21 protein-coding genes are annotated in these 18210 nt (G+C 67.1%); 10 read left to right on the top strand and 11 right to left on the bottom strand.

Annotated features, from left to right (window positions below):
* Positions 1-52: 52 nt before the first annotated feature.
* Both RAM80_RS27325 and RAM80_RS27320 read left to right on the top strand, forming a co-directional pair.
* A complete protein-coding gene (locus tag RAM80_RS27325) occupies positions 53-862 on the top strand; it encodes a glycosyltransferase family 2 protein (RefSeq protein ID WP_416423496.1) in 810 nt (269 codons plus the stop codon).
* A 108-nt stretch (positions 863-970) separates the two neighbouring features.
* Positions 971-2152 (top strand): YncE family protein, encoded by a 1182-nt coding sequence (locus tag RAM80_RS27320; protein ID WP_416427575.1) that lies wholly within the window; start codon positions 971-973, stop codon positions 2150-2152.
* Positions 2153-2370: 218 nt separating this feature from the next.
* On the opposite strand, the gene RAM80_RS27315 is transcribed toward RAM80_RS27320, so the two are convergent.
* From RAM80_RS27315 to RAM80_RS27290, 6 genes are all read right to left on the bottom strand, one after another.
* Positions 2371-3423, bottom strand: coding sequence for a DUF1615 domain-containing protein (locus RAM80_RS27315; RefSeq protein WP_416427574.1), 1053 nt, complete (start codon positions 3421-3423; stop codon positions 2371-2373).
* Between the two features lie 51 nt (positions 3424-3474).
* Positions 3475-4749: a histidine-type phosphatase gene (locus RAM80_RS27310; protein WP_416423495.1), complete on the bottom strand. Its 1275-nt coding sequence runs from the start codon at positions 4747-4749 to the stop codon at positions 3475-3477.
* On the bottom strand, positions 4739-6868 hold the full coding sequence (locus tag RAM80_RS27305) for a TonB-dependent receptor (protein ID WP_416423494.1): 2130 nt from the start codon (positions 6866-6868) through the stop codon (positions 4739-4741). Before RAM80_RS27305 ends, RAM80_RS27310 begins: the two co-directional genes overlap by 11 nt.
* Positions 6869-6937: 69 nt before the next feature.
* Positions 6938-7357: an ExbD/TolR family protein gene (locus RAM80_RS27300; RefSeq protein WP_416423493.1), complete on the bottom strand. Its 420-nt coding sequence runs from the start codon at positions 7355-7357 to the stop codon at positions 6938-6940.
* Positions 7357-8085: a MotA/TolQ/ExbB proton channel family protein gene (locus RAM80_RS27295; RefSeq protein ID WP_416423492.1), complete on the bottom strand. Its 729-nt coding sequence runs from the start codon at positions 8083-8085 to the stop codon at positions 7357-7359. The genes RAM80_RS27300 and RAM80_RS27295 overlap by 1 nt, the downstream gene beginning before the upstream one ends.
* Positions 8086-8187: 102 nt before the next feature.
* Positions 8188-8889, bottom strand: a complete 702-nt coding sequence (locus RAM80_RS27290) for an energy transducer TonB (RefSeq protein ID WP_416423491.1) — start codon at positions 8887-8889, stop codon at positions 8188-8190.
* 1001 nt (positions 8890-9890) lie between these two features.
* Here RAM80_RS27290 and RAM80_RS27285 point away from each other — a divergent pair.
* Positions 9891-10391: a GNAT family N-acetyltransferase gene (locus RAM80_RS27285; protein ID WP_416423490.1), complete on the top strand. Its 501-nt coding sequence runs from the start codon at positions 9891-9893 to the stop codon at positions 10389-10391.
* Between the two features lie 112 nt (positions 10392-10503).
* On the opposite strand, the gene deoC is transcribed toward RAM80_RS27285, so the two are convergent.
* Positions 10504-11166, bottom strand: coding sequence for a deoxyribose-phosphate aldolase (gene deoC / locus RAM80_RS27280; protein ID WP_416423489.1), 663 nt, complete (start codon positions 11164-11166; stop codon positions 10504-10506).
* A 93-nt stretch (positions 11167-11259) separates the two neighbouring features.
* Positions 11260-11400, bottom strand: a complete 141-nt coding sequence (locus RAM80_RS27275) for a hypothetical protein (RefSeq protein ID WP_416423488.1) — start codon at positions 11398-11400, stop codon at positions 11260-11262.
* Here RAM80_RS27275 and RAM80_RS27270 point away from each other — a divergent pair.
* The 6 genes from RAM80_RS27270 to RAM80_RS27245 all read left to right on the top strand — a co-directional run bounded on the left by RAM80_RS27270 (position 11399) and on the right by RAM80_RS27245 (position 13739).
* A complete protein-coding gene (locus RAM80_RS27270) occupies positions 11399-11566 on the top strand; it encodes a hypothetical protein (RefSeq protein WP_416423487.1) in 168 nt (55 codons plus the stop codon). The two genes, RAM80_RS27275 and RAM80_RS27270, sit on opposite strands and share 2 nt — an antisense overlap.
* A gap of 10 nt (positions 11567-11576) precedes the next feature.
* Positions 11577-11897 carry a YXWGXW repeat-containing protein gene (locus RAM80_RS27265; RefSeq protein ID WP_416423486.1) on the top strand — a complete coding sequence of 107 codons (321 nt, stop codon included), beginning with the start codon at positions 11577-11579 and terminating at the stop codon, positions 11895-11897.
* 79 nt (positions 11898-11976) lie between these two features.
* The gene (locus tag RAM80_RS27260) at positions 11977-12552 is read left to right on the top strand and encodes an RNA polymerase sigma factor (protein WP_416423485.1); all 576 of its coding nucleotides are present in this window, start codon (positions 11977-11979) and stop codon (positions 12550-12552) included.
* Positions 12542-12976 carry a hypothetical protein gene (locus RAM80_RS27255; RefSeq protein ID WP_416423484.1) on the top strand — a complete coding sequence of 145 codons (435 nt, stop codon included), beginning with the start codon at positions 12542-12544 and terminating at the stop codon, positions 12974-12976. Before RAM80_RS27260 ends, RAM80_RS27255 begins: the two co-directional genes overlap by 11 nt.
* Complete coding sequence (locus RAM80_RS27250; protein WP_416423483.1) at positions 12973-13446, top strand: periplasmic heavy metal sensor; 474 nt, start codon at positions 12973-12975, stop codon at positions 13444-13446. The genes RAM80_RS27255 and RAM80_RS27250 overlap by 4 nt, the downstream gene beginning before the upstream one ends.
* Positions 13447-13529: 83 nt before the next feature.
* Positions 13530-13739: a YXWGXW repeat-containing protein gene (locus RAM80_RS27245; protein WP_416423482.1), complete on the top strand. Its 210-nt coding sequence runs from the start codon at positions 13530-13532 to the stop codon at positions 13737-13739.
* Between the two features lie 83 nt (positions 13740-13822).
* Here RAM80_RS27245 and RAM80_RS27240 read toward each other — a convergent pair whose 3' ends face one another.
* Both RAM80_RS27240 and RAM80_RS27235 read right to left on the bottom strand, forming a co-directional pair.
* A complete protein-coding gene (locus RAM80_RS27240) occupies positions 13823-15106 on the bottom strand; it encodes an MFS transporter (RefSeq protein ID WP_416423481.1) in 1284 nt (427 codons plus the stop codon).
* A 140-nt stretch (positions 15107-15246) separates the two neighbouring features.
* Complete coding sequence (locus RAM80_RS27235) at positions 15247-16149, bottom strand: cupin domain-containing protein (RefSeq protein WP_416423480.1); 903 nt, start codon at positions 16147-16149, stop codon at positions 15247-15249.
* A 121-nt stretch (positions 16150-16270) separates the two neighbouring features.
* Here RAM80_RS27235 and RAM80_RS27230 point away from each other — a divergent pair, with 121 nt between their 5' ends.
* Complete coding sequence (locus RAM80_RS27230; protein ID WP_416423479.1) at positions 16271-16771, top strand: hypothetical protein; 501 nt, start codon at positions 16271-16273, stop codon at positions 16769-16771.
* Here RAM80_RS27230 and RAM80_RS27225 read toward each other — a convergent pair.
* Positions 16723-18198: a PLP-dependent aminotransferase family protein gene (locus RAM80_RS27225; protein WP_416423478.1), complete on the bottom strand. Its 1476-nt coding sequence runs from the start codon at positions 18196-18198 to the stop codon at positions 16723-16725. The genes RAM80_RS27230 and RAM80_RS27225 overlap by 49 nt on opposite strands.
* Between the last annotated feature and the right edge of the window lie 12 nt (positions 18199-18210).

The raw sequence follows: 18210 nt of genomic DNA, 5'->3' as shown, positions 1-18210 counted from the left end.
CTTATCGGGCAAGTTACAGACATCAATGTACGCGATGTATCAAGGAGACAACATGAACATTCCAACCGACCCCATCCCGACCGCGCCACGCTTCAGTATCGCCATGGTCAACTACAAGACCTGCGAGATGACCCGTGCCTGCCTGGAGTTGCTGCGCGAGCAGCTGGTCGGCCTGGACGTGCCGGTGTGGGTGGTGGACAACAACTCCGCGGATGACAGCACCGATTACTTGCGCAGCCTGGATTGGATCAATCTTCTGGAGCGCGTACAGCCCGCGGGGGAAGCCGGCCATATTGCCCACGGCAAGGCACTGGATATGATCCTGGAGCGTATCGACACCGACTATATACTGCTCATGCATACTGACACTTTCATATATAACCCCGAAGTGTTCAGCTTACTGCTTGATATGATTACCAAAACGCCCACTACCGCCGCCGCAGGCTGTTTCGAGCAACTTGACCGGGGCTTGCTGCGCACGGCATGGCGCTTCAGTTCTCGCTATTGCAAGCATCACTACCGGCGCATGGCCCGGGCGCTGGGTTTGTCGGCCCGCGAGCCGAAGCCGTGGAAGGAAACCCACCTCAAGAGCTTCTGCACCTTGTGGAATGCCAAGGCCATGAAGCACCGGGGCCTGCACTTCTGCATGGATGACCGGGTGCCGGGCTACACCCTGCAGGACCGCATGGTGGCCTCCGGCTTCTCCATCGCTACCCTCTCCGCCCACCGCCTGTTCAAGTACCTGGACCACATCCAGTCCGGCACCGTGGCCGCCCGTGGCACCTACGGCAAGGACCACCGCCGCACGCGCATGTACGACCATGCCCTGGCGCGCCTGCACCATAAAACCGCCGGCACCTGATCCACCTCACCCCGCAAGGCGTTATTTTCAGGGGCCTTGGGGGCATGGCTGCGCTATAGTGTCGCACTTTCCCAGCCTGCCCTTTTCGAGGATGTCCCTGTGGCCTCAATGCTGACCTTGCGCGCCATGTTGAAACCGGTTTCAGTCCTAGCCCTGTCGCTGCTCGCCGCCCACGCCGTGAGCGCTGCCGACTGGGTTGTATCGTCCAACGACGGCAAGTACCAGCGGGTACAAGGCCGCGACACCTACCCCGACGCCGCCAAGCCCGACACCCTCACCGTGCTGGACGCTAGCGTGTTCCCGCCCAAGGTCAACCAGACCGTGGAAGTGGAAAACGGCATCCAGGGCCCGCCCCAGGCCGCCGCCATCAGCCCCGACGGCAGCCTGGCCCTGGTGGCCGCCCCCACCCGCTTCGACCACGCCGCCAAGCAGCTGCAGATGGACACCTTCCTGCAGGTGGTGGACCTGTCCGCCAAGCCCGCCACTGTCAGCAAGATCGAACTGGGCAGCCACCCGCAGGCCGTGGCCTTCGACCGCAGCGGCAGGTGGGGCGTGGTCACCTGCGTGGACGGTGGCGTGCGCCCGCTGCGCATCGACGGCCATCAGGTAACCGTGCTCGACAGCATCGCCCTGGGCAGCAAGCGCCTGGCCGGCGCGGCGTTCACCCACGACGGCCAGCATGTGCTGGTGTCGCTGCGCGATGAGCAAGGCGTGGCGGTGCTGAGCCTGGTGGACGGCAAGTGGGCCGACAGCGGCGACCGCATCAGCACCGGCGTGGCGCCCTACACCATCGACGTGTCCAGCGACGGCCACTGGGCGGTGGTCAGTAACGTTGGCCTGGCCGGCCTGCCCAATTACAAGGGGCGCCTGGCCGGTGATGAAGACAGCGTGACCCTGGTCGACGTGTCCAAGGTGCCGTTCCGCGCGGTGCAGCACCTCAACGTGCCGTCGCTACCTGAGGGCGTGGCGATTTCGCCGGACGGCAAGTGGATCGTCGCGCAGTCCATCGACGGCTCCAACCTGACCCCGGGCAACCCCGGCGTGCGCGCCCATGGCCGGGTGACCCTGTTCGCCCTGCGCAACGGCAAGGCCGAGAAGGTCAACGACGTGGCCGACGGCAATTCGTCCCAGGGCGTGGTGTTCAGCGCCGACAGCAAGCACGTGATCGTGCAGTTCAACGTCGAGCATCAGCTGGGCTTGTACAGCATCGAAAACGGCAAGCTGGTGGACAGCAAGCAGCGCATCGAACTGAGCGGCGGCCCCTCGTCGCTGCGCAGCGCCCCGCGCTGACCCCACCCTTACACTCCCCGTAGCAGCGGCCGCCGGCCGCGTCCTTCCAGCCACAACGCGGTGGCATTGGACGCAGCCTGCGGCAGCTGCTACGGGGAGTGGCCAACCAACCTTACGCTCCCCCGCACGTCGGCGTAGCAGCGGCCGCAGGCCGCGTCCTTTCAGCCACACCGCGGTGGCATTGGACGCAGCCTGCGGCAGCTGCTACGGGGAGTTGGTCAGTCGCGTGCTACGCAGCGCGCGCGGCGTTCGTCCACGCGGCGGGCGAACCAGGCGGTGGTCAGGTGGCGGGTGATCTTCGGGCTTTCCAGGGTGATGCCCGGCAGAATCGCCCGCGGCAGCGGCTTGCCGGCCACCTGGTCGGCCAGCTCGAACACCCGCTGGTACACCCGCGTGTTCTCGAAATCGAGCTGTTCGCCCTTGTCCAGCGCGTTGCGAATGGCGCTGTCGCTCATGTCCAGGCGCTTGCCCAGCGAGCGCACCGCCAGCTCCGTCTGCCCGGCGCTGAGCGAACCGTAGTCAATCAGGTCGCCGTCCAGCGCCAGCCGCGCCTTCACCAGGCGGTTCAACGCCGCCTGGAAAGCCGCGTTGCGGCTGGCGTAGTGGCCGGCGTTGAAATCGGCGAAACGGTACAACGGCTCAGGATAGTGCACCGGGTAACCCAGCAGGTGGGCGGTGCCGAAATACACCCCGCCGCGGCGGCTGAACACCTCGCGGCGTACCGTGCCTTGCATCGTGTACGGGTAGCCACGCGCGTTGCGTTCGGCGAAGGCCACGCTGACCTGCATGGGTCCGGCAGTGTGTACTGGATTGAGGGTGCCGAACAGCTGGCCACCCAAGGGCACTATGCCGATGAAATCATCGAACACATCACTCAGCTCGCGCTCCGAGCGCACGCTGGCGATGCGCTGGGCGTAGCTCTTGCCGGTGGGGGACTTGATCGCCAGCGCCGCGTCCACCAGGAAGCCCGGCACGTGCAGGCGCGCCGCACGCCGGTCGATCTCGGCACGGGCGATGCCACCCAGGCCGGGCACTTGCGGGTCGGCCTGGAAGTTGGACTCCTGCTCGATGACGGCGATCACCGAACACAGGTTCTGCGTGCTGGGCTCCAGGGCCTGGGCCTGGAACGCCGCCTGGATGTCTGCCGCCCAAGCCTGGCGCTGGCTGGCCGAGGGCGGCAGCAGGCGCGCGACCTTGGCGCGCACCTGCTCGGGGGTGAGGCTGGGCTGCTGCGCCTGATGGCTACAGGCGGCCAGCGCCAGCAGCCCCATCAGCAGTAAAACGTGTTTCAGCTGGCTCAATCCTCACCTCGGTTTCAGGGTTTATTCATCAGCATAGGCCTGCGGCTCGGTGGCGGTACTGTCGATACGCGCAGCCATGGCCTGTTCGAACTGCGCCAGGGGTATCAGCGCCTTGCCGTCCGGGCCGCTGAACTGCACCCGGTACGGCGCGGCGTGGCTCAGGTCACGCAACTGGTCCAGGCTCTGCGCCACGTACGCCAGGCTCACGTAGCGCTGGCCGTCGCGCGGGTCCAGCCAGCGTTCGAACAACAACGTGCCGCCGGGCGCCGCATCGTTTTGCGGGTACTCGGCAATCTTCCAGTCAAAGCCCAGCAGCGTGCGTAACTGCGCGATGTTGCTGTCATGCCCCACGTAGGCCAGCCACGACGCAGGCGGCGGGCCACCGGCCAGCGACCGGTCGGCCTGCGCCAGCGCCAACAGCACCTGGTGCAGCAATTGCGAGGCGCCGCGCCTGGCAATGTAGGGCAGGTGCTGAGTCAGAGCATATTTGCCGCTGCGCAGTTCCATCAGGCCGGCCACTTGCGCCGCATTGGTGGCGTGACCGAAGGCCACCTGGGGCAACGGCATGCCTTCGGCGTACTCCATGCGGATGGTCTCGGCCATGGCCGCGCCCAAGCTCAGCGGGCCGCTGAGCTTCACAGTACTGCCCTTCTGCTTCAGGCCCCAGGCCTGCTCGCTGAGCGCGCAGGGTTTGCCCTTGGCGCAAGTGGCCGGCACGCCGACCACCTGCTGCATGCGCAACAACGCCGCGCTGTAACGGTCATGCGCCGCCTGCGGGCTGCCGCCCATGGCGCCAAGCATGGCCTGCTCGGCCTGCTGGCGGTCCAGCGCGCCCAGGCCGTTTTCACTGGCGTGGAACAGCCGGTCCTGGCTGGCGCGGCCGTGGTGCACCGGCACCTGGCAGCCCGGGAACATGCCGTCCAGCAGCGCCTTGCCGGTGGCGCGGGTGCGCGCCGCCGGGCTGGCCAACAGGTACACCTGGCCGGCGCCGGGGCAACCGTCGGCGGCCAGCAGGCCCTGCTCCTTCAGGTAGCCGCGTTGCCACTGGCCCAGCAGCACCGTCGCGGCGCGGCCATGCTCGGTCAACTGGCCGTCAGCCACCGCGAACCTCGGCCAGGGCTTGCCAGAACCGGCGTCCAGCGCCGCGGTGTCGGTGGCCGGGCGGATGCCGTGGCGCATCACCAGCACCACCTTGTCCAGGCGCAGGCCATGGGTGTCGAGGGTATCGGCATGGGCAATGGCGCTGCTTGCCAGCGCCAGGGCCAGGGTGAACAGGCGCAGCGGTTTAGAAGTCATAACGGGCATTCACGCTCAGGGTCCGAGGCGAACCGGGTTGCAGGTAGTTTTCCTGGTACCAGGTCCAGTATTTCTTGTTGGCCAGGTTGGTGACGTTGGCGCCGAAGGTCAGCGCGTGGCCGCCGGCGAGCTTCATGCGGTAGCCGCCGCCGGCGTCGAACAGGTTGTAGGCGTCCAGGGTGTTGACGTTGCCCGAGTCCACCGCCATGGGGCCGATGCGTTGGGCGCCGGCACGCACGAACAGGCCCGGCAACGCGCCAATGCGGTAGGTGGCCTGGGCGGCGGCCTGGTAGTGGGCGGCGCCGGCGGCGCGGTTGCCGTCGACGTCGCCTGCGTCCAGGTACTCGGAGTCCAGGGACATGACGCTGCCTTCGAGGGTCAGGCTGTCGATGGGGTCGACGCTGGCGTTCAGCTCCAGGCCCTGGTAGCGGATGGTGCCGCTCTGCACGTATTCGTTCTGGCTGTTGGTGTATTCCGCGCCGCGGTCGATGCGGAAGGCGGCGGCGGTGGCGCTCCAGTTGCGGCGCTGCACCTTCATGCCGATCTCATACTGTTTGCTGCGCAGCGGGCCCAGGGTGCTGTCTTCGTTGACCGTGCCGGTGGGCGCGGTGCCGCCCGCTTCCAGCGACTCGACGTAGCTGACATAGGCGGTGAGGTCCTTGAGCGGCTTGTACATCAGCGCCACGGTGGGCGTCGCCGGGCGCGCCTTGTAGCGCACGGCGTCGCTGGTGGCCGAGTCGTGGGTCATCTCGCGGAAGGTTTCGTTGCGCAGGCCCAGCAGTAACGACCACTGCTCGCCCAGGCCGATGGTGTCGCTGGCGAAGACCGCGCTCTCCTTGATCTGGTCGTCGCCGTAGGTGCCACCGCTGTAGTCGATGTCATAGACCGAGAAAATCGTCGGGTCGTAAAGGTTGCCCTTGCCGACGGTGGTCTTGGGCGTGTTCACCGACTTGCGCGAATCGAGCTGCGAGTAGCTGCCGCCCAGCACCACGTCGTGGCTGAACCAGCCGGTGTCGAACTTGCCCTCCAGGGTGCCCATGGCGTCGTTGTATTCGTAGCCGTGGTATTCGGAGGTGACCTTGTCGGAGTAATTGCCGCTGTTGCTACTGATCTGGTACTGGTCCTTCACGTAGCGGCGGTCCGAGTCGCTGTAGCGGTACGCAAGCTTGCCCTGCCAGTTGGGGTTGAACTGGTAGGTGGCCGACAGCGTCGACAGGCTGTAGTCGACGTCGGTGTAGGAGCCGTTGCTGTACAGGCGCTTGCTGCCGTCGATGGCCTTGGGCAGCGAGTACGAGGGGCTGACCACGATGTCGGTGCCACCAGAGGTGGTGCGCTGTTGGTACAGGGTGTCGAAGTTGAGGGTCAGGTCATCGGTCAACTTCGCGTCCAGCGCCAGGCCCACTGCCGTGCGGTTCACCGAGGAGCCGCCGCTGGCCGCGTCGCCCTCCTCGTGCACCAGGTTCAGGCGGTAGCCGAAGCGCGGGTCGTCCAGGCGGCCGCCAACGTCCACGTGCTCCTTGTAGACGTTGTCGGACTGGTAGCCGGCGTCGACGCTGAAGATGCTCTTGTCGGTCGGCCGCTTGGTCACGTAGTTGACGATGCCGCCGGGGCTGCCGAAACCGTACATGAAGCCCGACAGGCCCTTGAGCACTTCGACGCTGTCGAACATCTCCAGGGGCATTTCCACGCCGCGGTTGATGTTGGCCATGCCGTCCACCTTGTAGCCGTTCAGGTCATCCAGGGGCAGGCCGCGCACGGCCAGGGTGGCCGGGTGGGTGCCGTAGCTGGAGCTGATGGAGGTCACCGAGGCGTCGTACTTCACCGCCTCGGAGAGGATGCCGGCCTGGCGCTGCTGGATCTCTTCGCTGCTGACACTCTTGAGCGAGAATGGCGTGTCGATGGCCGCCTTGCTGCCCAGGGCGCCACTGGACATCTGCTTGTGCAGGTCGGGCTTCTTCGCCTTGGCGGCCTTGACGGTGACCTGGGGCAAGGTTGCCAGCAGGCTGTCATCGATGACCGGGGCCGGGTCGGCCGCCCAGATCGACGGGGCCAGGGCGAAGGCGGCAAGGCCTGCGCCGGTGCGCAGGGACAACGGGTGGAACGGGTGGTTGCGACGCATGACGGTACCGAAAAATGAGCGCACGACGCCGCCCACCCGGGTACGGGCAGGGGCGATCGAGGCGTTGGGTTAAGGGGTGACGGCCTGGGTGACGAAGCCGATTTTTTCCAGGCCGCCGGACTGCGCGGTGGCCATTACTTGCACGACTTTCTCGTAGGGCGTGTCACGCTGGGCACGCAGGTGCAGCTCGGGCACCGGCTGGCGCGCCGCGGCCTCGGCCACCAGCGCCGGCAGCTCGCTGTCACTGATGTCGCGGTCGTCCCAGTGCAGGTGGCCGCTGCTGTCCAGGGCCAGGTCCACGGCCACCGGCGGCTTGTTGTCCTGCTGGGCGGCGGCGTGGGGCAAGTCGATCTTGACGCTGTGCTGGATGGCCGGCACGGTGATGATGAAAATCACCAGCAGCACCAGCATCACGTCCACCAGCGGCGTGGTGTTGATCTCCGGGTTGAAGCTGTCGTCTTCCAGTTCGTCCTGCAGTCCGCCGGCCATCACACGTACTCCGCGCGGGCCCGGGGCATGGCCCGTTGCGGTGACTGGCCCTGGGGTGTGGCGCGGGCGCCGATCACCAGCAGGTCATGCAGCTCGAAGGCGAATTTGCCCAGCTCGCCCAGGGTCTGCTTGTTGGTGCGCACCAGCAGGTTGTAGGCCAGGGTGGCGGGGATGGCCACGGCCAGGCCCAAAGCGGTCATGATCAGCGTCTCGCCCACGGGGCCGGCCACCTTGTCGATGCTGGCGTCGCCGGTCAGGCCGATCTTCATCAGCGCGTGGTAAATGCCCCACACGGTGCCCAGCAGGCCCACGAAGGGTGCGCTGGAGCCCACGGTGGCGAGAATCGCCATGCCGCCCTGCAAGCGCGCACCCACGCCAAGCGTGGCCTGGCGCAGCGCACGGTTGAGCCAGTCGCTGAAGGCCGGCGGGTTCATGCCGCTGTCCAGCGCCTCGCGGTGCTGGGTGGCGGCGCTGACGCCGGCGTGGGTCAGCGCTGCATAGGAAGGCTCGCCGCCCAGCTGGCGCAGGCCGTCGCTGAGGGTCGGCGCGGCCCAGAAGGCGGCCAGCAGGCGCGGGGTGCGCACCCGGGACAGGGCCAGACGCACCAGCTTGTCGGCGATCACGTACCAGGACGCCAGCGACATGGCCAGCAGCATCAGCGCCACGCCACGGGTGACGGCGTCGGCCTGCCCCCACAGCATGTCCAGCCCTAACGAAGTATTTTGCATGGTGTTGCTCTCCAGGTCATCAAAGGGATAAAACGCGCCCGAGCGCTGTCCTGGCAGGACCGCCAACGGGATGAGATTCAGGGTTGAAAAAGGGTGACGCGGTCAGCTGTCGAGCTGGAACCGCAGCGGCACGATCACGTACACCGACATGGCCCGGCCGTCCTCGCGGTACGGCTTGAACAGCGCCGCCCGGGCGGCCGCCCTGCCCGCCTCGTCGAGGCTGCCGAAGCCCGAGGAGCGCAGCACATCGATGTGCCCCGGCTTGCCGCTTTCATCCACCAGCACGCGCAGCACCACGGTGCCTTCGTTGCCGTCCTCGCGGTCACGGTCGGGGTATTGCGGCTCGGGGGCGCGCAGGTATTCCACGCCATGGGTGATGGTTTTCGGCGGCGCCGGTGGCGGCACGGGTGCCGCGGCCACGGCAGGTGCGGCGGCGACGGCAGCGACCGCGGGTGTTGGGGTGGGCGCTGGCGTTGGCTTGGCGGCGGCCACGGGCCGTGGTGTCGGCGCCTTGGCCACGGGCTTGGCTAGCGGCTTGGCCACAGGCGTTGGCGGCGGTGGTGGCGGCGTGACCGGCGCGGCGGGCGGTTGTGGCGCCGCGACCGGGGCTGGCGCAGGTTCATTGATCACCGACGCATAGAGCGTGCGCGGCTGGCTGACCGCCAGCGGCGCGGGCGCCTGACGGCCAAACCAGCTCAGCGCCAGCACGTGCACGGCCACCACCGCGGCCACCTTCACGGCGCGGGCCGGTAGCTTGGTCGGCACCGTGGGTAACGGCAGGGGTGTGCTGATAGCGGTGTGCATCGTCGTGACTCTCCCACCCTGGCGGTGGGCCAGGGACTGCTGTCCATATGCGCTGCGGGGGCCGCCGGGGTTTCTGGCCCGGGGCTTGCGTTTGTGGGGGCTGATGGTAGGTAGCGCAGATGACAGGTGGGTTACGGGAGGGAGAAGTAATTGGTAATGTTTCGCTTACATATCCCCAGTCACCCGCCCGGGCGGGAAGTACGCAGCAAGCTGCCACGCTTGTGATCCGGCTTGTGATCCGGCGCTTGATCTAGATCTTGATCTGGCTTTTGATCTGCTGTTGATCTGGCTTTTGATCTTGATTGTATGCCCCGTAAAGCGCCCGGGCCGACTGGAGGCGTTGACCAGGCGGCAGCCCGCAGGGCCCTTCGGCGCAGCCGAAGGAAACGGCAACCCGCCAGCTTTTATAGCGGGGGCCGTTTGCCGCCTGGGCGACGCCGGAAGGAGGGGACCCGTAGCGCAGCGGAGGGCCCAAGCAGGGGCAAGCCCTTTTTGCTTCCTTTTTGGGGCGACTGCCAAAAAGGGAGTCGCCGTAAGGGCGAAACGGTCGGTGGTCGCACCACGAAAATGGATATGTTCGAAATCGCCGAAGCGGGATACCAAATCTGTGACCATATCCATTACCGAGGGTGATGCAGAATCACCTTTCCGGCCTTACGCCGGCTCACTTTTTGTCAAACGCCACAAAAAGTAAGCAAAAAAGGCTTGCCCCTGCTTGGTCCCTACGCTTCGCTGCGGGTCCCCTCCCTCCGGCGTCGCCCAAGCGGCCGACGGCCCGGAATAGAAGCGCCTCCGGTTCCGTCTTCCCCGGCTACGCCGTGGACCGCTTGAGCGCCGCCTCCAGTCGGCCCTGGCGCTTTATGGGGCACACAATCAAGATCAAAGGCCGCACGGGATCAAGGTCAAGGTCAACAGCGGTTCGCGGCGCGACCAATGCTGGTGCTACTTGAATGCACCCAACGTGCTGGGCAAACTGCACTTTTTTGCCTCGGACCCCCACCATGGCCCACCCCAACCAGCCCCTGCAAATAACCCGTTTCCAGCCTACCGACGAACCCGGCGTAATCAACGTTATCCTGCCGATCCAGCAAGCCGAATTCGGCATCCCCATCACCGCCGCCGACCAGCCGGACCTGCGCGCCATCGGCGAGTTCTACCAGCAGGGCAACGGTGATTTCTGGGTGGCCAAGGCCGGCGAGGAAGTGGTGGGCACCATCGGCCTGAAAGACATTGGCGAAGGCCGCGCCGCCCTGCGCAAGATGTTCGTCGCGCAAGCCTATCGCGGCGCCGCGTACGGCACCGCCTCACGCCTGCTCACCACGCTACTGGAAGCCGCCCGCGCACGCGGCGTGCAGCAGATCCTGCTGGGCACCACCGCACAGTTCCTCGCCGCGCACCGCTTCTACGAGAAACACGGCTTCCACGAAGTGGCCAAGCACAACCTGCCCGCCTCGTTCCCGCTGATGGCCGTGGACAGCAAGTTCTACGCCCTGACCCTCTGACAGCTACCCGTAGCAGCTGCCGCCAGGCGGCGTCCAGCTGCAACGCGGTGGGCCTGAAAGCACGCGGCGCTTGCGGACGCGGCCTGGCGGCCGCTGCTACGGGGGGTTACAGTCAATTGCCGCTGACGATGGCAACGCTGGCGCTGCACCCCAGGCGCGTCGCGCCGGCTTCGATCAGCGCCAGCGCGGTGGCTGCGTCGCGTACACCGCCGGAGGCCTTGACACCCACGCCCGGGCCGACGATACGGCGCATCAGCGCCACGTCGGCCACGGTCGCCCCGGCCTTGCCGAAACCGGTGGAGGTCTTGACGAACGCCACGCCCAGGTCGCGGCAGATTTCGCAGGCGCGGATTTTCTGGATGTCGTCGAGCAGGCAGGTTTCCAGGATCACTTTCAACGGCACGCCGCCACAGGCGTGCAGCACCTGGGCGATGTCCTCGCGCACATGGTCGAACAGGCCTTCCTTGAGCCAGCCGATGTTCAACACCATGTCGATTTCCGTGGCACCGGCGGCGATGGCGCACTCGGCCTCGAAGGCCTTGGCCTGGCTCACGCACACCCCCAGGGGGAAGCCCACCACGGCGCACACCTTCACGCCGCTGCCGCGCAGCCGTTGCGCCGCGTGGTAGACCTGGGCCGAGTTCACGCACACGGCGTGGAAGCCGTGCAGCCGCGCCTCCTGGCACAGCTGGGTGACCTGGGCGCTGGCGGCGTCGGCCGCCAGCAGGGTGTGGTCGATCATGGCGGCCAGGGCGGCACAGTCCAGCTTGCTCATCACGGGTGCTCCTGCGGGTAATTAGCGTGCCAGCACGAAACTAACACACCCTGGCCCCGCCCATCACCCGTGGGACGCGGCCGCAGGCCACTGCTACGCTAGATTGGCGACCGCAGAAGGTTGTTCGATGGCGCCATAGCGCCAGCAGCAATGGCGATGGCCCGGGACAAACACACAACCGCTCACGCTGGTCAGCATGATCACGGTCAACAGCACGGCAAGGCGGCGGGTCATGATGGTATTCCTCTGGTTGGGGCAAGCGCCCATGGCGGGCGGTTACTGTTTTGAACGCCGGACGGGGGTGAAATCCGTCGCCGAAAAAAATTTCATTTTCGTGCGACGGATTGCGCCGACCTGGCCGTTAAACCCATCAGCAGCGTTCACCGTCGAACGCGCTTGAAGGAGTTGTCATGAGACTTGCCCGACCTCTGGCCAAACTACGCTATGTCCTGATCATCCCGTTTGCGCTGGCTTCGCTGATGAGCGTGCCGGCGTTCGCCGAACCCGAGATCATCATTCGCCAGGCGCCGCCGCCCCCGCGCGCCGAGATGTTCCCCCGCGAGCGCCCCGGCTACGCCTGGGACCAGGGCCACTGGCGCTGGGCCGGCAACCACTACGAGTGGGTCCCGGGGCACTGGCAGCCGATGATGCGTGGCGGCCACTGGATCCCTGGCCACTGGGCGCAGCGCGGCCCGGGCTGGCGCTGGGTGGACGGCCACTGGGCCCGCTGAAGCCCTGCCTGGGTGCGGGTAATGCCCGCGCCCAGGCGTTATTCGAGCTAACGCCCCGCCCACTCACCGAGACGTGCGATTGAACGAAACTGACCCGGACGTGGAGTTGCTGGCCCGCATCGGCAACAACGAACCGGCGGCCGTCAACGAGATGGTGTCGCGCAAGCTGCCCCGCCTGCTGGCGTTGGCCAGCCGCCTGCTGGGCGATGCCGACGAAGCCCGCGACGTGGCCCAGGAGAGCTTTCTGCGCATCTGGAAGCAGGCTGCCAGCTGGCGCCCCGGCCAGGCGCGGTTCGACACCTGGCTGCACCGGGTGGCCCTGAACCTGTGCTACGACCACCTGCGCCGCCGCAAGGCCCACGGCCTCGACGACGCGACGCTGGAGCAGTTGGCCGACCCGGCCGGCGCCCCCGAGGACCAGCTGCTGGCCAGCGACCAGCAAGCGCGCATGGCCGCCGCCCTGGCCGCCCTGCCCGACCGCCAGCGCGAGGCCATCGTGCTGCAGTACTACCAGGAACTGTCGAACATCGAGGCAGCGGCGCTGATGGACATCAGCGTCGAGGCATTGGAAAGCCTGCTATCGCGAGCCCGGCGCAACCTGCGCAAGCAACTCGCCGAACCGGTTGGCCCGGGAGGAAAACAGCATGACGCCTGAACGCTTTGAGTACCTGGCCGATGCCTACGGCGCCAACCTGCGCCGCTGGCCCGCCGCCGAACAGCCGGCGGCGCGCGCGCTGCTGGACAGCGGCGATGCCCAGGCCCGCGCCAGCCTGGCCCAGGCGCTGGCGTTGGACACCCTGCTGGACAGCCACCGCCTGCCCGCGCCCCACCCTGCCCTGGCACACCGCATTGTTGCGTCCGCGGCGCTGGCGCCGCGGCGTTCACTGTGGCGTGGCCACCAGACCCTGTGGTCGCGGCTGGGGCTGCTGGGCGTGGGCCTGGCCGGTATCGCGGCGGGCATGCTGGCGGTGTCGCTGAGCCTGTCCATGGGCAACGGCGCGGAAGCCTTGCCGAGCATTTTCGACCAAAACGATGCCGATATCGTCTACTCCATCAGTACCGAGGACAGCGAACAATGACTCAAGCCCGTAGCCCACTCAAGCCCTGGCTGGCCGCCTCGCTGGTGCTCAACGTGTTCCTCATCGGCGGCGTGGCCGGCGGCGCCTACCAATGGCTGTCGCACCCGGCGCCCGTGGTCGGCCCGGTGGTGCAGCACGGGCTGCGCCAGGTGATGGTGCAACTGCCGGTGCAGCGCCGCCATGAACTGCGGCGCCTGCTGCGCGAAACTCGCGAGCAGAGCCAGCCGTTGATACTGGCCGGGCGCCAGGCGCGCCAGGACGTGATGCAGCAACTGCGCGCGCCCACCCTCGACCGCGACGCCCTGGTGGCCGACCTGGGCCGCGCCCGCGACGCCGACCTGGCCCTGCGCGCCCGGGTCGAAACCAGCCTGGCCGACTTCGCCGCCACCCTGCCGGCAGACGAGCGCGAACAGCTGGCCAAGTCCATGTACCTGCGCGGCCAGGGCAAGGCCAACAGGCCGCAGCCATAAGGCGACGGATTTTCCCGCCGCCGGCGTTAAACCTTGCAAGCCCGCCGAACCGGCGTGGCTATGGCTTACGCAAGGAACCTCCCATGTTCAAGACTTTCAAGGCTGCCATCATCGCCACCCTGGTGGCGGCATCGCTGTCTGGCTGTATCGTCGAACCCGTCCACCCACGCCGCCCGCCACCGCCGGTGGAAGTGGTGCCGGTGATGCCGGCGCCGGGGTACCACTGGGTGCCGGGCCACTACCGTTGGGGCCCAGGCCGTTGGGTGTGGGTGCCGGGGCATTGGCGGTATTGATCGCCACTCCTGACGCCGCCTGCGGCAGCTGCTACGAAACCTGTCGCAGCGGCCGCAGGCCGCGTCACGGCCGCCGCGGTGTATCAGGCCGACCGCGCCTGGGCCCGGACGCCGCCTGCGGCAGCTGCTACGGGGGTGTTGGGATCCTTGAGGAGGATGAGGTAGGCCAGCGCCGAGCAGGTCGCCACCACCGCGCTGATCACGAACGCCGACGAGAACGAGCCGCTCTGCTGCACGCTGAAGCCGGTGAGGATCGGTGCGATGGAGCCTGCCAGGTAGCCGCCGAAGTTCTGGATGGAACCAAACGACGCCACCCGCTCCGACGGCACAATGGTGTTGACGATCATCCACGCCGTGGCGCTGGAGATGTTGATGAAGAACAGCGCCGCACACAGCAAGGCCACGCACGCCGCCAGGTTGCTGGCGAAGGCGACGATCAGGGTGAACAGCGCCCCGCCCAGCAGGCCGGTGATGATCACCAGCTTGCGGCTGGCCAGCACCTTCATGCCGCGCGCCACCAGGGCGTCGCAGGCCTTGCCCGCCACCACCGTGCCGGCGGCGCCGAACAGGTAGGCCAGCGACACCACCCACGCGGTGCGGTACAGGTCCAGGCCGTGGGCCTTCTCGAAGTAGCCGGGCATCCAGGTCAGGTGCAGCCAGATCATGTAGATCACGCCCATGAAGCCCAGGAAGGCGCCCCAGGTATTGCGGTCGCGCAGCAGCGCCGACCAGCGCAGCTTGGGCGCGGTTTTCGCCACCACAGGCTGTGGCTCGGTACGGCCAGTCTCGGCCATGTACTGCGCCTTGCTCTTGTAGAACGTGAACCAGCACGCCGCCAGCACCAGGCCGATGATGCCAGTCAGCACGAACATGCCGCGCCACCCCAGGTGCACCATGAACAACGTCAGCAGCGGCGGTGCCAGGCACGGGCCGATGCAGGTGGCCGACCACACCCAGCCGGTGGCGGTGCCGCGCTCCTGGGTGTCGAACCACTCTGACAGCGCCTTGGCCGCCGAGGGGAACACCGGCGCCTCGCCGATGCCCAGCAGCACGCGCATGCCCAGCAGGTGGCCGAAGCCGCTGAACAGGCCGAACGCGGCCTGCGCCAGCGACCACACTATCAGCGAACCGCCCAGCGCCAGCTTGCTGCCCAGGCGGTCGATCAGCGCACCCATGGGCAGCTGTGAAAACGCATAGGCCAGGGAAAACGCCGACAGCAGGAAGCCCATCTGCGTGGGGCTGATGGCCAGGTCGTGCTGGATGGAGGTGTTGGCGATGGACAGCGCGCTGCGGTCCAGGTAGTTGACCACGCCGATCATGAACAGAAAAACGATGGTCAGCGTCTTGAAGCTTTTTATTGTTTTCATGACACGCCTCTTTGAGCGGTTGACGCCTGCATGCCGGGGCACGGGCGTCGTTGCACTCTAGTCAGCGTGGTCGGGTTTGCCCAATGACAACATTCCATTGGGCGATAACCTGGGGTTATTGGCGCCTCGTTACGGCCACCTCACCCCTGCCCTTCATCGGCAGCCCAGGCGTTGTCGTCACGCGGCGCGCGGCCAAAAAACGCCTTGTAGGCACGGCTGAACGCGGCTTCCGATTCATAGCCCACGGCAAAGCCCACCTCGCCCACCCGGTGGCGGCCCTGCAGCAGCATGGTTTTCGCCAGCGCCAGGCGCCACTCGTTCTGGTAGCGCAACGGCGGCCGCCCCACGAGTGCGTTGAAACGCTCGCAGAAGTTGGAACGCGACATGCCCGCAACCGCCGCCAGCGCAGCGATGCTCGACGGCTGGCCGGGCGCTTCGTGGATAGCTTTCAACGCCCGCGCAACGCGGGGGTCGGACAAGGCCTTGAGCCAGCCGGCGGCCGCGCCTTGCTGCACCCAGGTGCGCAGGATGCGAATGACCACCAGGTCGATGAGCCGTGACACCATCAATGCCCCGCCCGGTTGCGTGTCGTTGGTTTCCAGCAACATGAAATGCAGGATGCCTTCCGACCACGCCGCAGCGTCGGCATGGCTGAGGTGGATCAGCCACGGCAGGCTGAACACCATGGCTTCGAAGCTGCTGGCGTCGAACCAGAACCGGCAGACCACGACCTCGGCACGCCCCTCGCCCGCCGTGATGTCCAGCCCCGACAGTGCGTGCGGCAACAGCAGGATGTCGCCCTGCCGTACTGTTTTTGCGGGCTGATCGCCATGGCGAATCTGCAGCTGGCCGTCACGTAGCATGCACACATGGGCGCTTTTTTCATCCAGCACCAACGCGTCCCCCGCTGGCACCACGGCCGAATAGACGCGGTCGCCCGTGAGGCGAATTTTCGCCAGCACCTGGGACAGCAGGTCCGCCGCGGTGAAACCTTCCAACTGCATTTCCGGATGAATGATCAAGCTTTCAAGGGAATCCATCATGTCTGCCCGGCCATGCCATGGTTAATCTGAGCAACAAGCATAACGCGTTTCAGACGATATCCATGCACGGCCGCCACGCAGGTGACTGTGCCTTTCATCCAACTACACGGAAGCTATTCACATGTTCGGTATTTCCCCCCTTGGCTGGCTCCACACCCTCGGCAGCCTGCCGGCGGTTCCGCTGGCCGCCTACATGTTCTGGCGCCATGGGCGCATCGTGCCGCGCTCGACCCCAGGGCGGCTGTACCTGGTGTCAATGGTGATCGGTGCCTGCACCGTGTTCCTGGTGGCGCACCAACCGGTCAGCAACATCATCGGCGCGGTGACCCTGGTGGTGCTGCTGGCGGGCTATGCCGCGGGGCGCCTACCGTGGCTGGGGCGCGCGCGGGTTTACCTGGAAACCATCCTGCTGAGCTTGACGGCGTTCCTGCTGATGCTGCCCACCGTGTCCGAAACCTTGCGCCGTGTGCCGGACGGCCACCCCATCGTGACCGACCCGCACGCACCGCTGCTGGTGGGTGTGCAAGGCGGCCTGCTGGTGCTGCTGATCATCGGCGTCAGCGTGCAGGTGCTCTATTTGCGCAGGGCAGGCAGGGCGACTGCGCAACCGGCCTGCGGCTGAAGCCCACCCCCCGCCTGCCACGCACAGCGCGCGAGCACCTCGAAACAACGCGCCACCTGGGGCGACAGCGTGCGCCCTAGGCACAGGCGAATGGCCGTGCTGTCGGCGCCATCGGCAGAGAAGATGCCGCTGCCCGCCACATGGCAGCCGCCCTCCCCGGCCAGCCTGCGCAGCAACGCCATGTCGGTATGCGCAGGCAGCCTCACCCAGTGAATGAAGCCGCCCGCTGGCGGCTGGTACAGCGTGCCGGGGGGAAAGCGGGTGCTCACCACCCCCGCCACATACTCGCCAAGGCTGGCCAGGTGCGTGCGCAGCCGCGCGCAATGCGGCGCCAGGTAGCCGCGGCCGATGAACGCGTCGAGCACGTGTTGCGCCAGGCTTGAAACCGCCAGGTTGCGCGCGAACATCTGCGCCAGGATGGCCGCGCGGTAGCGCCCGGCCACGCACCAGCCCACGCGGTAGCCGGGCGCAATGGTCTTGGAGAAGGACGCGCAGTAGATCGTCTGCCCGCTGCTGTCGTAGCTTTTCAAGGCACGCGGGCGCGCCTGTTCAGGGACCAGGTCGAAGAAGATATCGTCCTCGATGATCGGCACGCCCGCCTCGCATGCCAAAACCGACAGCCGTGCCCGGTGCCCCTCGGGCATGATGAAACCGCAGGGGTTCTGCAGGGTGGGGTTGAGGAAAATCACATCGACTTTCTTCTGCGCCAGCGCCTCTTGCAGGTGGTCGATATCGATCCCCGTTGCCAGGTGAGTGCGCAGGGGCAGCGCGCGCATGCCCAGGCGCTCGATGGTCTGCAGGATGCCGTAGTAGGTGGGCGTCTCGATGGCCACGGTGGCGCCCTTGGGCGCCACGGCTTCCAGCGCCAGCTCCAGGGCGATGGTGTCGCCGGAGGTGATGAGAATATCGTCGGGCCCGCAGGCCACGCCGCGCGCCAGCATCAACCCGGCAATGCGCCGGCGCAGCGCCGGCAGGCCCGGCGGCGGCACCAGCCCCGCCAGGGAAACCTGTGCTTGCGCGGCCAGGGCCGCCAGGCACTTGTTCAGCAACACCTGCGGGGTGAGTTCGTCATGCAGCACCGCCGAGCTCAGCGACAGCGTCGCGGGGTTGGCGGCCTGGGCGAGCATGGCCACCACCGCCTGGTTGACGTTTACCGTGACACTGGAGAAATCGTGCGGCGCAGGGCTTGCCGCTGTGCCTGGCGCCGCCACGAAATAGCCCACCCGTGGCGTGGCCAGCACATAAGCGCTGGCCTCCAGCTCGGCCAACGCCCGTTGCACGGTAGTGATGCTGGTGCCGAACAGCCGCGTCAGTTCGCGCACCGAGGGCAGCCGGGCACCTGGCTGCCACTCGTGGCTGTCGATCTGGCGCACGATCCAGTCCTTGACGGTGCGCCAGCGCTTCTGCTGTTTTTCGATCCTGTCCATGGGCGCTCGTCT

Source organism: Pseudomonas sp. App30, assembly GCF_047947025.1.
GTDB lineage: Bacteria > Pseudomonadota > Gammaproteobacteria > Pseudomonadales > Pseudomonadaceae > Aquipseudomonas.
This window is presented reverse-complemented; position numbering and strand designations above follow the sequence as displayed.